Origin of the sequence: Hydrogenophaga sp. IBVHS2 (assembly GCF_002127215.1) — a bacterium.
GTDB lineage: Bacteria > Pseudomonadota > Gammaproteobacteria > Burkholderiales > Burkholderiaceae_C > Hydrogenophaga.
The window spans coordinates 34139-48780 of the sequence record NZ_NFUT01000007.1 but is presented as its reverse complement, the minus strand read 5'-3'; the positions used below and the strand labels follow the sequence as shown (position 1 = coordinate 48780).

The following is a 14642-nucleotide window of genomic DNA, read 5'->3' as shown; positions in this document are numbered from 1 at the left end:
TGCCATGAAATACCTGCACACGATGGTCCGCGTGACCGACCTGGAAGCCTCCCTCAAGTTTTACCGCGACGCCCTGGGCCTGGAGGTGCTGCGCGTGCGCGAGGTCTCCCAGGGCCGCTTCACCCTGGCCTTTCTGGCCGCGCCCGGCGACACCCAGGCCCAGGTGGAACTCACCTGGAACTGGGACCCCGAGACCTACACCGGTGGCCGCAACTTCGGTCACCTGGCCTACGCGGTGGACGACATCTATGCCACCTGCGAGCGGCTGCAGGCCCACGGCGTGACCATCAACCGCCCGCCGCGCGACGGCTACATGGCCTTCGTGCGTTCGCCGGACAACATCTCCATCGAACTGCTGCAGCGGGGCGATCCGCTGCCGCCGAAGGCCCCCTGGACCGACATGCCCAACGTGGGCAGCTGGTAAAGCCGCAGCAGGGGCGGATCTGCGCCCCTCTTCCGGGCTTCAGTTCGGGAGGAATGTGTCGAAATGCACAGGAGACGACCCCAGAGCGTCGACCTTCTGTCACACAACGCCACTGCCCTTCATGAACACCCTCTTCGCCCCGGCAGCCGCCCTCATGGCGCGCCTGCGACTCGGCCCGAAATTCCTGCTGGCCGGCATCCCCACCCTCATCCTGCTGCTGGCCCTGGGCTTTGCGGCGGTGCAAGACCTCAACGAACGCGTGCACGCCCTGGAGTCCAAGCGCGTGGCCACCGCCCTCATGGGCGAGCTGGTGGAATGGAACAAGGTGCTGATCGAGAGCCGCCGCGTGGCCATCACCGGCACGCCGGGCGACCCGGCCGCGCTGGAGGCGTTCAAGAAGCAGTCGGCCGCGGTCAACCAGCAGCTCGAACGCATCGAAGCCAGCGTGGCGCAGGCCAAGCCCCATTTCGACATGAGCACCGGACTGGCCGGCCTGCGCAAGGGCTGGACCGACCTGCAGGCCAATGTGGCCGCCCTGCCCATGGACGCCGAGTTCCCGGCCAAGGCCTTTGCCGCCCATGCCCCCGAGTACGGCCGCCTCTACGCCTTCATGCGCGACATGGGCAACGCGTCCGGCCTGGCGCAGGACCCGGAAGCCGACCTGTTCTACCTCGGCTACCCGCTGGCCAACAACACCCCGTCCACCGCCGGCATCGCGGTGCGCATTGCGGCCTACGCAACCATGAACGTCAACCGCGGCACCGTCTCGGCCGCCGACAAGCAGTTCTATGAAGTGACCGACGCGCGTCTGAACGACACCTTCGGCACGGTGGAGACCATGCTGGGCCAGTCCATGAAGGCCAACCCGGTGGTGCAGCAGGCCCTGGGCCAGCGCTTCGACACCCTCAAGGCCAGCGCCAAGGACATGCTGGGCTACATCCGCACCAACTTCACCAAGGTCGACACCGTGGCCGTGACCCAGGCCGACGTGGCCCGGGCCTCGGCCGGCACCCTGGACGCCGCCTGGGCCCTGGTGGAGGCCAACCGCGCCGTGCTCGACCAGCTGCTGCAGGACCGCGCCTCCGAGGCCACCACCCAGCGCAACCTGCTGATGCTGGCCATGCTGGCCGGCGTGCTGCTGTCGGTCTACATCTATGTGGGCATCTACCTGAGCATGGCCGCCAGCATGCGCCATGCCTCCAGGGCCGCCCAGGCGATCGCCGCCGGCCAGCTCGGCACGGTGCAGTCCGCCACCAGCAAGGACGAGTTCGCCGATCTGGTGGCCGACCTGCGCACCGCCGACCAGGCCCTGGCCCGCGTGATCGCCGGCGTGAAGCAGTCGTCCGAATCGATCGCCACTGCCTCGGCCGAAATCGCCACCGGCACCCAGGACCTCTCCAGCCGCACCGAACAGACCGCCAGCAGCCTGCAGCAGACCGCCGCCAGCATGGAGCAGCTCACCGGCACGGTGACCCAGAGCACCCATGCCGCCGGGTCCGCCCGCGAGCTCTCCAGCTCGGCCGCCGATGTGGCCCGCCGGGGCGGCCAGGTGGTGCAGCAGGTGGTGCAGACCATGGACGCCATCAACGACAGCAGCCGCCGCATCGGCGACATCATCGGCGTGATCGACGGCATCGCCTTCCAGACCAACATCCTGGCGCTCAACGCCGCCGTGGAAGCCGCCCGGGCCGGCGAGCAGGGCCGCGGCTTTGCGGTGGTGGCCGGCGAGGTGCGCAACCTGGCCCAGCGCAGCGCCGAGGCCGCCAAGGAAATCAAGCAGCTCATTGCCACCAGCGTGGACAAGGTGGAAGCCGGCTCCCGCCTGGTGGGCGAGGCCGGCGGCACCATGACCGAGATCGTGGACTCGGTGGGCCGCGTCAACCAGGTCATCGGCGAGATCAGCTCGGCCGCCCAGGAGCAGAGCCAGGGCATCGCCGAGGTCAACACCGCCGTGAGCAAGCTCGACCAGATGACGCAGCAGAACGCGGCCCTGGTGGAGGAAAGCGCGGCCGCCGCCGAAAGCCTGAAGGAACAGGCGCGCCGCCTGGCCGAGGTGGTGGGCAGCTTCCGCATCCAGGGTTCACACATGTGATTGCCGGGCTCACGGGGCTGGGGTAACGTCCCGGCCCATGAGCCCTCTGCACACCTTCAGCGCGCGACAGATCGCGCAAGCCGTCGCCCGGCGCGAGATCACGGTCGAAGCCGTGGTCCGCGCGCACCTGGAGCGCATTGCCGCGCTCGACCCCGAACTGCATGCCTGGCAGTTCCTGGACAGCCGCCACGCCCTCGAGCAGGCCCGCGAGCTCGACCGGCGCGGCCCCGGCGGCCCGCTGGCGGGCGTGCCGGTGGGCGTGAAGGACCTGCTGGACACCGCCGACCAGCCCACCAGCTACGGCTCGCCCATCTATGCCCACCACCGCCCCGCCGTGGATGCGGCCTGCGTGGCCGGCTGCCGCGATGCCGGCGCACTGATCCTGGGCAAGACGGTCACCACCGAATTCGCCACCTTCAAGCCCGGCCCCACCCGCAACCCGCACAGCACGCCGCAGGCGCCGCACACCCCGGGCGGCTCGTCCAGCGGCTCGGCCGCTGCGGTGGCCGCCCACATGGTGCCGCTGGCTTTCGGCACCCAGACCGCCGCCTCCATCGTGCGGCCGGCGGCCTTCTGCGGCATCGTCGGCTACAAGCCCACGCACAACCTGCTGCCGCTGGCCGGCGTGAAGTCGCTCTCGCCCAGTCTGGACACGGTGGGCGGCTTCGCCCGCAGCGTGGACGACGTGGCCCTGTTCATCGGTGCGCTGGCCCGGCTCGATCTCACGCCGGTCGTGCCCCGCAAGCCCCGCGTGGGCCTGTGCCGCACACCCCACTGGGAACTGGCCGACGCCGATGCGCGCCGCGCCTGGAACGATGCGGCCCAGGCCTTGAAGGACGCGGGCGCCGAGCTGGTGGAGGTGGAGCTGCCCGAATCGTGGGCGGGCCTGGCCCAGGCCCAGATCGACATCATGAATTACGAAGCCCGATCGTCCTTTGCGGCCGAGCGGCGCGAGCAGGCCGGCGGCTTCAGCCCGGCCTTTGCCCAGGTGCTGGCCGGCGGCGATGCGGTGGACCGGGAGCGCCTGTTCGCAGCGCAGGAGCTGGCGGTGCGGCTGCGCGCCGAGCTCGAGACGCTGTTCCGCCTGACCGACGTGCTGATCGCGCCGAGCGCGCGGGGCGAGGCCCCTGCCGGCCTGGACTCCACCGGCGACCCGGTGTTCAGCCGGCTGTGGTCGCTGCTGGGCGCGCCCTGCGTGCAGGTGCCGGTGGGCACCGGCAGCCACGGCATGCCGGTGGGCGTGACGGTGGTGGGGCCGCGCTGGAACGACACCCAGGCCCTGGGTGCCGCCCTGTTGCTGGAGCGGTCGCTGGCCTGAGCGACCCGGACCGCCGGGGGCGGTTCAGGGATGCAGGGCGGCGTTCAGGCGATCCACCACACCGGCCCAGTCGCTGTCCTGTTGCAGTGCATCGCGCAGCAGGGCGGCCTGTGCGGGCGTCCACAGGCTGGCTTCGTGCAGCTGCACACCGCTGGCCAGCGGCCGGTGGCGGCGGATGAAGTCGCGCACCGCGTCGGGCTCGCTGGGCAGGCCGAGCTGGGCGAACAGTTCACACATGTCGTGGTCGACGGGTTCCATGGCGGCCTCCGTTGGCAGGGTGGCGGCCTTGCAGGGCCGGGAGGCCCATTCTGCAGCGTCAGCCGGCCGCTGCGTGCGACAGCCGGAACACCGACACCGCCTGCACCAGATCGGTGGCCTGGGTGCGCAGGCTGCTGGCAGCGGCCGCCATCTCCTCCACCAGCGCGGCGTTCTGCTGCGTGGCCTGGTCCATCTGGGTCACGGCCTCGCCGATCTGACCCACGCCGTCGCTCTGCTCCTTGCTGGCCGCACTGATCTCGCCCATGATGTCGGTGACCCGCCGCACGCTGTCCACCACCTCGGTCATGGTGCTGCCGGCCTGGTCCACCAGCGCGGTGCCGCTGGCCACCCGCTCGACGCTCTCGGTGATCAGGTCCTTGATCTCCTTGGCCGCGCTGGCGCTGCGCTGGGCCAGGTTGCGCACCTCGCCGGCCACCACGGCAAAACCCCGGCCCTGCTCGCCGGCCCGGGCGGCTTCCACCGCCGCGTTGAGCGCCAGGATGTTGGTCTGGAAGGCGATGCCGTCGATCACGCTGATGATGTCGGCGATCTTGCGCGAGCTGGTCTCGATGCCCTTCATGGTCTGCACCACCTGCGAGACCACCTGACCGCCCTGGACCGCCACGCTCGAGGCGGTCTTGGCCAGCTGGTTGGCCTGGGCAGCGTTGTCGGCGTTCTGGCGCACGGTCGACGACAGCTCCTCCATCGAGGCGGCCGTCTGCTCCAGCGCGCTGGCCTGGCTCTCGGTGCGCGAGCTCAGGTCCTGGTTGCCCTGGGCGATCTGCACGCTGGCGCTGGACACCGCCTCGGAGCCGTTGCGCACCTGGCTGACCACCCTGACCAGTCCGGACTGCATCTCCGCGAGCGCCTGCATCAGCACGCCCACCTCGTCCCGGGACGCCGCGCGCACCGGGCGCGTCAGGTCGCCGGCAGCCACCGCACGGGCCAGCTCGACCGCGTCGTTCAGCGGCCGGGTGATGGAGCGGATGATCCAGGTCGCCATGCCCACCGCCACCGCCAGCGCGACCAGCAGCGAGACGACGAGGGTGGTGAGCAGGCCGTTGACGTCGCTCTCGGCCTGGCGGCCGGCGTCGTGGGCGCCGTCGGCCTGGAAGTCGACCGCGTCATCGATGGTCTTGAAATAGGCCAGCTGCAGCGGACGCAGCGACTCCATCAGGTGCCGGACCGCGTCGTCGCGCTTGCCCTCGTTGATGAGCACCAGGTAGCGGTCCAGGCTGTCGCGGAACGCGTTGCGTGCACTGGCGGAGGCTGCCATCAGCTCGCGACCCCGGGCCGAGGTGATCAGCTGGTCGAGCGCGGCCAGCAGGCCGTTGACCTTCTCGCGGGACTGGGCCAGCGCCTGCTTCTCGCCGGCGATCTGGGCCGGGTCGGTGAACAGGGCGATGTTGCGCACCGCACGGGCCTGGAAGTTGGCCTCGTCGCGCACGGCTTCGAGGTCGGCGACGACCTTCATGCGCCGCTCGGTGATGTCGAGCAGCTGGTCGCGCACCGACAGGGCGCGGCTGGCACTGAGCGCGCCGATGCCCAGCATGAGCACGAGCAACACGGCAAACGCCGCCACCAGGCGGCTGGAAATCTTCAGATCTTTGAACACGGTGAACCCTCCACAAGGAATCGTTGTGGGGCCATCGTAGGAGGAAGGGCCACCGGGCAATCGCGGGAAAAACCGCTGCCGGCGGGATCTGTTCCACCGGACTTCAGTCGGTGTTAAGTCCCTGGTCGGGCTGTCGCACCCGCCCCGCCAGGCGCCGGATGGCCTTGATGAGCTCGGAGCCGGTGTTGGGTTTGGGGATGAGTTCGGCCACGCCGGCCTCAGGGCCGCGCTGGCTGAGTTCGGCCGTGATGAAGCCCGAGGTGATGGCCACCGGCCGGTCCGGATGCAGGGCCCGCAGCGCCTGCGCCAGCTCCAGCCCGTTGAGGCCGGGCATGGCGAAGTCCAGCACCGCCAGGTCGTAGGACACGGCCCCGCTGCGCACGTCGTCCAGGGCCTGCTGCGGACTGCTGTAGATGTGGGCCGACAGGCCGTCACGGCTCAGCAGGCGGCCGACCATGCGGGCGATCAGCTCGTCATCGTCCACGTACAGGATGGTGGTGCCCCCGGCCACATCACCGGGTGCCGGCAGCCCCATGAGGGACGAGTCGGTCTCCACCGGCCGCTCCCGGCCCTCCACGCCGCGCAGGTAGACCCGGAACACCGAGCCTTGCCCCTGGGTGCTGCGCACGCTGATGGCGCCCTGGTGGTCGCGCAGGATGCCGTGCACCACCGGCATGCCCAGGCCGGTGCCCTGGCCCACCGGCTTGGTGGTGAAGAACGGCTCGAACACCCGGGCCAGGGTGCCGGGGTCCATGCCGCAGCCGTTGTCCTCCACCGTCAGGCACACGTTCGAGTCCGGCCAGCCCATCGGGTCGGTGACGATGGACAGCTCGCCAGGGCCGGCGGCCGGCGGTGCGCCGTCGTGCGGGGACAGGCGCAGGTGGATGCGGCCGCGGTCCCGCCCGGCAATGGCGTGCATGGCGTTGGTGCACAGGTTGATCACCACCTGCTGCAGCTGGGTGGCGTCGGCGAGCACCAGGCTGGTCTGCGGATCGCACTCCACATCCAGCCGCAGCTTGCCGGGCGCGGTGGCGCCCATGAGCGTCACGGCCTCGGTCACCACCTCGGCCATGTCGACCACCTTGCGCGCCGTGTTCTGGCGACGGCCGAAGGCCAGGATGCGCTGCACCAGGTCCTTGGCGCGGTGGGCGGCACGCCGGATCTCTTCCAGGCTCTGCACGATCTCGGGCTGGCCCTGCGCATCCATCAGGGCCAGCCGGGTGTTGCCCAGAATGGCCGCCAGGATGTTGTTGAAGTCGTGCGCCACGCCGCCGGCCAGGGTGCCCAGGGCCTCGAGCTTCTGCGACTCGCGCAGCTGCGCCTCCAGGCTGGCGCGCTCGCCCTCCACCCGCGAGAGGTTCTCGGGGTCCACGTCGACGCACACGAACTCGTGGTTGCCGTCGGCATCGCGCAGCACCACCGCGGTTCCCTGCACCGCAGCCAGTCGGCCGTCGCGCCGCAGGAACCAGGTGTTGTAGGGCAGCGAGGTCTGACCGTCCGCGGCCAGTGCCTGCAGCTTCTCGCGGGTGCCCCGGCGCAGGTCGGCCGGCACCACCAGCTCGATGATGTCGCGCCCCAGGGCCTCGGCCGCGGTGTGGCCGTACATCTTCTCGGAGCCCTGGTTCCAGTAATTGATGCGCATGTCGCGGTCGAAGCGCTGCACCGCCACATCGGTGAGGCGGTCGCACACCGCGCTGAGCTGGCTGCGGCTGGCCTGCTCCTGCAGCCGTGCGCGCACGCTGTGGGTGGCGTCGTCGATCAGCACGGTCCACAGCAGGGTGCCGTCGGGCTGCGCGCTGCAGCGCCCCAGTCCGCGCAGCCACCGCAGACCACCCGACGGTGAATTGATGCGCCATTCGTGCGACCAGGGCGCCCGGGAAATGCCCGCCGCGCGGAACGAGGCCCGGATGAGCTGGCGGTCGACCGGCTCGGTGCAGTGCCACACGATGGCCTCGTCGGCCAGGATCTGCGGGGCGGTGAAGCCCCAGATGGCCTCGCAGCCGTCGCTCACGTACATCAGCTGTGCCCGGCCGTCCGGCCAGCTGCGGTACCGCATGAGCGCGCCCTGCACCAGCTGGGCGAATTCGGTGATGTCCAGGGCATCGCCGGAGGCTGGTGGCACGGCGCTGTCGGTCAAGGCACGCTCCCGTTGTACGAAGGTTCGTCCCGATGTTGGCGGGCCCGGTGGCGGCTGGCAATCGGGAACAGCCCGGCCACGCGGGGATATTGCGGGCCGGTGCCGACGCCGGCGGCGGCTCGCCGCTAACCTGCGCGCCATGCTCATCCGACTGCTCTACGCCAGCCGCGCCCGCGAACTCGGCCCGCTCGATGTCAAGGACATCCTGGAATGCTCCCGCCGCAACAACCAGGCCCTGGGCGTGACGGGGGCGCTGTGCCTGTCCAACGGCATCTTCCTGCAGTGCCTGGAAGGTGACCGCACGGTGGTCAACCAGCTCTACCACCGCATCCTCGACGACCGGCGCCACACCGACCCGGCGATCCTGGACTTCGAGACCATCGTCTGCCGCCAGTTCACCGGCTGGTCCATGGGACTGGTCAGCACCGTGGCCGAGAACCAGGCGCTGTTCCTCAAGTACGCCACCGGGCCGCAGTTCGACCCCTATGCCATGCGGCCCGAAGCCTTGCGCGCCTTCTTCGCCGAACTGATGGACAACACCCGCTGGCTGGGCTGATGCCCCCTCTCCCGCCATGGACCGCCGCCATTTCCTGATCGCCACCGCCGCCGCCGGGCTGCTGCCGGGCGGGCTGCGGGCGGCTGGGCCCGGCGACCCGATCCGGCTGGGCACCTCCACCCCCGGGGGCGGGTTCGCTCAGTACGGGGAGCAGCTGGCCGACGAGGTGAACCGGCTCGCCGGCCGCACCGTGCTGGTGGCCCGGCCCACCCGGGGCACCGCCGAGAACCTGGCGCTGCTGCGCGGCGGCGCGATCGACGCCGGTCTGGTGCAGGGCACGGTGGCCAGCGAGGTGCTGGCCCAGGGCCCGTCCAGCGGGCTGCGCATCCTGTGGGCCATGTACCCCAGCCCGGGCATGCTGGCGGTGCCGGCCGCCTCGGGGCTGCGCCGGCTGGAGGACCTGCGCGGGCGGCGGGTCGTGTTCGGCGTTCGCGCCAGTGGCCTGGTGACCCTGGGCCGGCAGGTGTTCGACGGCATCGGCATGGACATCGACCGCGACCTGCAGGCGGTGTACGTGGACCAGGCCGCCGATGCGCCCCGGCGTGTGCTGGAAGGCCAGGCCGATGCCCTGTGGGGCGCCGGGGAAGGCTGGCCCGGCTTCCTGCAGCTGGCCGCGGCACCGGGGGGCGCCCGTTTTCTGGGTCCGCAGCCGTCGCAGATCGAGGCGATCCTGCGCCGCCATCCGCTGCTGCAGGCGATGGAGGTGCCGGCCGGCACCTACGCGGGCATCGAGGCGCCGCTGCCCACGGTGGGTTCGGTCAACCTGATCCTGACCCGGGCCGATCTGTCCGTGGAGCGGGCCCAGGCCGTGGTGACCTGGCTGGAGACCGCCGCCGCCGGGATGGCCCGCCAGCTGCCGCAGGCGGCCTTCGGCACCCGTGCCAGCACCCGGGCCAGCGCGCCGGTGCCCGACCTGCTGCACCCGGCGCTCAGAGCGCCGTGATGTCGGTGGCCACCGGCCAGGCCGGTGCCGAACCGCGGGTCTGGAAGTGGTGCTGGAGGTCGAGCTGATGGCGCCCGGGCCGCTGGCTGCACAGGCGCCAGCCGTCGGACACGCGCTCGGCCCGCACGCCGCTGGCCGGTGGAATGTCCAGCGTCCAGCCGCTGGCATCGCCGGCAGCGGCCCGCAGGTGGGCACAGAAGCCGCGTTTGAGGTTGGACATGACCACCAGGCGCTGATGGCCGAGCCAGGCACCGGGGCCTTCGGCCTGCAGCCCGGGCGAAGGCGCGTTTTCCAGCACCTGCAGGACCGGCGGGATGATCACCTTGAAACTCAGCGATGCGCTGGCGCTGCCCCCGGCCGGAGCATGCACCGCCTCGGCATGGCCGGATACCGGTAGGAGCAAACCGCCCATCAGCAGGGCGGTGGCCAGGCGTCGGTGGAGCGCGATCGGGGAGGTCATGAGGTCAGTATCGGCAGCAGCTGCGCCGACTTGACCCCACCCATCGCGTCAATCGCTGCGCTGGACCGGAAAGCTCAGGGTGGTGGTTTCGCGCACCCGCACATCGAGCCGGATCTGCCCGTCATCGACCACCGTCCAGGGCAGCGGCAGGCTGTCGTTGCGGACCGTCACCGCCCGGGGACCCGGTCCGACGAACGGGAATTCAAAGCGGCCCTGATCGTCGGTGCGTACCGAGTACCGGTTGTCCAGGAACACGGTGACGCCCGCCACGCCGCGCTCGCTCGCTTCCTGCACCCCGCTGCGGTTGGCGTCGAAGAACACGGTGCCACGCACCGTGCCGCCACCTTCGTTGGGCTTGCCGCCCAGGGGCACGTCGCGGCTGCCGGCGGTGTCCTCGAAGCGCAGCAGCACGAAGAACGACCGGTCGGCCACGGTGGTGATCGGATCCGGCGGCGGCGCCAGCGGGTCCAGGATGAGCACCTGGCGGGCGCGACCGATCAGGCGGTTGAAGTAACCCTCCACGCTCCAGCGGGCGGACAGCCGCCAGCTCCCCCCCAGGTTGAGCGCGTAGCGTTCCTGCCCGCTGGACGAGCGCTCGGACTGGAAATTGCCGCGCACGCTGGCCAGGCGGGTCAGCGGCATGCTGCCCGACAGGGCCAGGGTGAGGAAGCGCTCGGCAGGCGTACCGGATCGGGCGTCGGCGGCCTGCTGACCCAGGCCGAGCGAGGTGCCGAACTGGGCACCTTTGGGCACCGGCCACTCCTGGTCCACCGTGACCTGCCGGCGACCCGGCTGGTTGTCGCCACCGGCCACCTCCAGACGGGCACCGGCCACGCCCAGGGCATTGACCGACCGCCAGTCGAGGTAGTGGGACCAGTCGCGTCCACCCAGGCTGCGCAGTGCGGTACCCAGCCCGAGGTTGTCGGTGGCCGAGAGACGCCAGCGGCCGTTGCCGGTGAGGAAGTAACCGCGCCGGCGGCTGCCTTCGATGTCCTGCAGCAGATCGAGCGAGCCATCGGCGCTCCATTGACGGGAGCGCCAGGCGGTGCGGGCATACAACCCTTGCAGATTGTTGGCCAGCGGCTTTTCGGCCCAGCTCAGACCCGGGTCGAAGCGGTAGGCGCCCCCGCCATGGCGCCACGGTCCTTCGTCGAGCTCGCCGTCGAGCCACCAGCCCTGGGCGGTGCTCCCGCGGCTGCGGGTGTCGATCCACTGACCCTGCACACGGCGCCGGCCGTCCATCGACTCGTGGCGCAAGGCGGCGAGACGGCTGTCGGCGTCGGTCGTGAGGCCTGAGGCCAGGCCCTGGAAAGGCTGCACGCCCCGCGCCGACTCCTGCTGCCAGGCCAGCGTGAAGCCCGGCAGTCGAAGGCTCAGCGGATCGGCGGGCACATCGCCCAGTCGCCACTGCGCGGCCAACCGCTGGCGGGTCCCGGGCAGCTGGCGGAATCCCTCGGCCGGCAGCACCTCCAGAAAGCCGGGCTGGCCGGTGCTGGCCTGCAGCAACCAGCGTCCATCGGCCTGGCGCCAGTCGGTGCTGGCCCCCCGGATCACCGAGGACGGCACGAACACCCGCGATGGCAGGTTCAGGATGGAGGGCGCCGGCTGATCGATGACCCCGAGTTCGCTGCTGACGAGCCAGCCGCCGTCCAGTGGCAGGTTGCGCTGCCGCAGCGCCAGCGTGGAAAGGCTGGAGCCCGGCGTGATGCTGCCGTCGACCGACAGACTGCCGTGGTTGGGGGTTTCGATCAGGCCGAACACGCTGTAGCCCAGACGGGCCTGGCGCTCAGGGTCGAAGGGCTGGGTGCCCAGACGGGCGTCGAGACGCAGGAAGCGGGGCCAGCCTTCGGCGTTGTAGGGCGCCTCGGCCGGATCGGCCGCGACCGGGTCGGCTGGCAGGCCTTCGATCTCCCGATCGACGTAGGGCGAGGGATCGGCCCTGGCCACCAGCGTGACCATCAAGCCCAGTGCGCACAGGACGGCGGCGCCCTTGCAGCGGCCGCTCATGGAGCGAATCGCTGGTCCACGCGCAGCCGCTCGCTGCCCGACTCCAGCTGACCGGTCACCTGCAAGGGGTAGCTCAGTGCAGGCACGGCCACGCCTTCGTCGACCACCGGCAGCAAGGGCACGGTGCGGGTATCGCCCGGCAGCACGGGTATGTCGGCCGGGGCCAGTTCGATGCGGCGGCCGTTGGCGTCGCGCGCATCCAGGAAACCCTGCAGACGGCCGTGTGCAGTGCCCCCGTTGCGCACCGTGATCACCGGCACAGCCTGTCCGTTGACCTGCTGCACGCCCGCCGGCGTCAGGCTCAGGCGCGGCTGGGCACCACCGACGGCGGCATACACGATCACGCCGATGCGGCCGCTGACCGGGAAGTTCAGCGCGCCGTCGAGCCGGGCCGGCTCCACGCCCTCGATCATCAGGGCGAACCGGCATTCGCCCGGCGGGGTGTCCGGCGGCACCTCGATCTCGAAGCGGTAGCGGAAGCGGGCACCCGGCTCGACCGATATCTCACGCCGTTCGATGGCCACCCAGGGCCGGCAGCTGCCCGGCAGCAACGAGTCGTTGAACGTGACCGTGTTGTCGGGGAGAAAGGTCCAGTCGGAGGTGTGGATGCGAAAGCGCCCCGTGCGGTTGCCCGCGTGCTGGATCTCGATCACTTCCCGCACGCGCTGGCCGGGCTGGACCTGCAGCTCGAACCGCGGCGGCGTGACGTAGGCCGAAAACCCCTGCGCAGCGGCCGGCGCTCCCACGAAGGAAGCACCCCACAACAACAGGCACGACATGGGCCGCAGCCCGGCAGAAAACCACCGCGACATCAAGGGGTCTCGAGTTCGAAATGAAAGTTCAGGCGGCGCACCGGGCGGTCCCAGTCGGGGGAGGCCCGCAGCCGCACCGCCAGCTGGTCGTTCAGGGCGGCGGGCAATGCGCCCGCATAGACCAGGGTCCGTTCGCCCGACAGCACGCGTCCGGCCAGCAGCCGCCCCTGCGAGGTCCAGCTGGCCTCCACCACCGAGGTGCCGTCCCGTGCCAGCACCATGTACACCCGACCGGACTGCCCGGCCCAGGCGGCGGTGTCCACCCGCACATTCACCCGCAGCCAGGCTTCCATCGAGCCGGCGGGACCGGCCGACGCCTGCATCGGCCGCCATTGCATCTGCACATTGGGCGGCACCGTGTGGGTGAGGGAGTCGTCCAGGCGGACAGGACCGGCTCCGCACGTGAGGGCGGCGATCGCCAGCCCGATCAGGAAAACCGGGCGCTTCATGGGGTGGACAGCGTGTAGGTCACGACACCGGTGTAGGTGCCCGCCGCCCGGATGGCCGAATTGGCGTACCGGAAGGTGTGGCAGTTCTCGATGAAGGTGTTGGGCGGCACCGTGGCCAGCTGGCGCTGCCCGGCCGAGAAGGTGCCCGCCGGGATGATCCCGGGCACCGGACTGCCGGGCGCCGACACGGTCCAGCTGATCTCGCTGATGGGAATGGTGTCGCCGGCGGCGCTGACCAGGCTGGCCGGGGCATTCACGCTCAGCACGGCCTGCCCCTGCCCATTGTTGTTGCGGCGGTAGGACGCCCCGATCAGCACCTGGGTCGACGGCGTGGGACAGGTGGCGAAGTTGTCGCCCGACAGGCTGTTGGACTGCATGCCGCTGCTGGTCATGACCTTGGGGTTGCGGGCCAGCAGTTCGGCCGGGGTGAGGTCGGCCGTGACCCGGTCGACCGTCGGGTTGTTGGCATTGGCCGTCCCGGTGCCCACGTGCAGGAACACCCGCGAGGACGCTGCGGCCACCGACAGGCTCCAGGCATGGGCCGACCCGGCCAGGACAAGCCCCAGCAGGCCCAGGACCAGTGGCCTCCCACGCACGACCGGCGCAGGTGCACCCCAGGCATTCGGCTGCCTCATGACAGTGGATTCCCCGGACCGTCGGTAAAAGCGTGTGTGCGTTCGCCTGCCGCTCAGGGCATGGCGGCGGTGTAGATCACGCGGGGACCAGCATTGCCGCCGCCGTAGGTACCGGCCGGCGGCGTGATGGTGTTGGCGTACGAGAAGCGCCAGGTGGCGCTGCGGTCGGTGACCTTGCCGCTGGTGGGCGTGACGTTGACGGTCGGGCCGGCACCGGTGTCGGGGATGACGGGCGCCGGCAGGGTGGTCTGGGTGGACTCGGCGGTGATCTGGCTCCAGGGAATCACGTCGCCGCTGCCGTTGGCCAGCGGGCCGGTGGTCGAGGCGCTCAGGGTGATGTTGCCGTTGTTGCCCACCACACGCACCGGCACCTCGTTGCCGGTGATCTGGTTGGCCGGGCCGCCCAGGCCCACGGCCTCCGGGTTGTTGGTGTAGTTGAAGCTGACCGTGTCCACCGTGGTGTTGGTCGCCAGGCCGGTGCTGCCCGTGCCCACGCCCAGGAACAGCACCCGCGGAATCACCACCTGAAAACCGAGCCGGGCCGTGGCGCTCCCCGTGGCGGCCACCACCAGCTGGGATTCGGCCATGGAGAGCATGGGGGTGGTCAGTGCCAGGGCAACGGCGGTCTTGATCAGGAGGGCTTTTTTCACGGGACTTTCCTTTGCGGTGAAACGGGGCCTGTGGCCTTTGGGATTACCCCAAACAGGTGGGGGTATGCCGGGAGTGTAGAGGCACGGGTGTCCACCGGAAACAGTACAACGGGGAAAAACGCACACTATTCAATGGTTTGCCGTGATTTACTCAACCAACGGTGCGGATTCGGGGCTGAACGGTCGCCCACCGACCTCAAGTTCCGGCAGGAGATGCCGAATGCCCACTTTGGTTCACAGGCCCTGCATACCACGGTATGCAGGCCGCCAGCGCCCGGCTCGGCCG

General features: G+C 70.7%; 14 protein-coding genes. 5 read left to right on the top strand and 9 right to left on the bottom strand.

Annotation, left to right across the window (positions count from 1 at the left end):
- Positions 1-4: 4 nt before the first annotated feature.
- From CAP38_RS14825 to CAP38_RS14815, 3 genes are all read left to right on the top strand, one after another.
- Positions 5-424: a VOC family protein gene (locus tag CAP38_RS14825; protein ID WP_086122209.1), complete on the top strand. Its 420-nt coding sequence runs from the start codon at positions 5-7 to the stop codon at positions 422-424.
- Positions 425-545: 121 nt separating this feature from the next.
- Complete coding sequence (locus tag CAP38_RS15580; RefSeq protein WP_306297709.1) at positions 546-2516, top strand: methyl-accepting chemotaxis protein; 1971 nt, start codon at positions 546-548, stop codon at positions 2514-2516.
- Positions 2517-2553: 37 nt separating this feature from the next.
- Complete coding sequence (locus CAP38_RS14815; RefSeq protein WP_086122208.1) at positions 2554-3834, top strand: amidase; 1281 nt, start codon at positions 2554-2556, stop codon at positions 3832-3834.
- Between the two features lie 24 nt (positions 3835-3858).
- Here CAP38_RS14815 and CAP38_RS14810 read toward each other — a convergent pair whose 3' ends face one another.
- From CAP38_RS14810 to CAP38_RS14800, 3 genes are all read right to left on the bottom strand, one after another.
- Positions 3859-4092 carry a DUF2789 domain-containing protein gene (locus tag CAP38_RS14810; protein WP_086122207.1) on the bottom strand — a complete coding sequence of 78 codons (234 nt, stop codon included), beginning with the start codon at positions 4090-4092 and terminating at the stop codon, positions 3859-3861.
- Positions 4093-4150: 58 nt separating this feature from the next.
- The gene (locus CAP38_RS14805) at positions 4151-5707 is read right to left on the bottom strand and encodes a methyl-accepting chemotaxis protein (RefSeq protein ID WP_179188566.1); all 1557 of its coding nucleotides are present in this window, start codon (positions 5705-5707) and stop codon (positions 4151-4153) included.
- Positions 5708-5810: 103 nt separating this feature from the next.
- On the bottom strand, positions 5811-7844 hold the full coding sequence (locus CAP38_RS14800; RefSeq protein WP_179188565.1) for a PAS domain-containing sensor histidine kinase: 2034 nt from the start codon (positions 7842-7844) through the stop codon (positions 5811-5813).
- 139 nt (positions 7845-7983) lie between these two features.
- Between CAP38_RS14800 and CAP38_RS14795 the strand changes: the two genes are divergently transcribed.
- A complete protein-coding gene (locus CAP38_RS14795; protein WP_086122205.1) occupies positions 7984-8400 on the top strand; it encodes a BLUF domain-containing protein in 417 nt (138 codons plus the stop codon).
- A 16-nt stretch (positions 8401-8416) separates the two neighbouring features.
- Entirely contained in the window at positions 8417-9343 is a 927-nt protein-coding gene (locus CAP38_RS14790) for a TAXI family TRAP transporter solute-binding subunit (protein WP_086122204.1), read from the top strand.
- On the opposite strand, the gene CAP38_RS14785 is transcribed toward CAP38_RS14790, so the two are convergent.
- From CAP38_RS14785 to CAP38_RS14760, 6 genes are read right to left on the bottom strand one after another with little or no spacing between them, the layout of a single operon-like run.
- Positions 9330-9803 (bottom strand): hypothetical protein, encoded by a 474-nt coding sequence (locus CAP38_RS14785; protein WP_086122203.1) that lies wholly within the window; start codon positions 9801-9803, stop codon positions 9330-9332. The genes CAP38_RS14790 and CAP38_RS14785 overlap by 14 nt on opposite strands.
- Before the next feature lie 48 nt (positions 9804-9851).
- A complete protein-coding gene (locus CAP38_RS14780; RefSeq protein ID WP_179188564.1) occupies positions 9852-11810 on the bottom strand; it encodes a carboxypeptidase-like regulatory domain-containing protein in 1959 nt (652 codons plus the stop codon).
- Positions 11807-12589 (bottom strand): hypothetical protein, encoded by a 783-nt coding sequence (locus CAP38_RS15410; RefSeq protein ID WP_179188563.1) that lies wholly within the window; start codon positions 12587-12589, stop codon positions 11807-11809. The genes CAP38_RS14780 and CAP38_RS15410 overlap by 4 nt, the downstream gene beginning before the upstream one ends.
- A gap of 32 nt (positions 12590-12621) precedes the next feature.
- Complete coding sequence (locus CAP38_RS14770) at positions 12622-13071, bottom strand: hypothetical protein (protein ID WP_086122200.1); 450 nt, start codon at positions 13069-13071, stop codon at positions 12622-12624.
- Positions 13068-13706: a hypothetical protein gene (locus CAP38_RS14765; protein WP_086122199.1), complete on the bottom strand. Its 639-nt coding sequence runs from the start codon at positions 13704-13706 to the stop codon at positions 13068-13070. Before CAP38_RS14765 ends, CAP38_RS14770 begins: the two co-directional genes overlap by 4 nt.
- A gap of 53 nt (positions 13707-13759) precedes the next feature.
- Positions 13760-14356: a hypothetical protein gene (locus CAP38_RS14760; RefSeq protein WP_086122198.1), complete on the bottom strand. Its 597-nt coding sequence runs from the start codon at positions 14354-14356 to the stop codon at positions 13760-13762.
- Positions 14357-14642 lie beyond the last annotated feature (286 nt).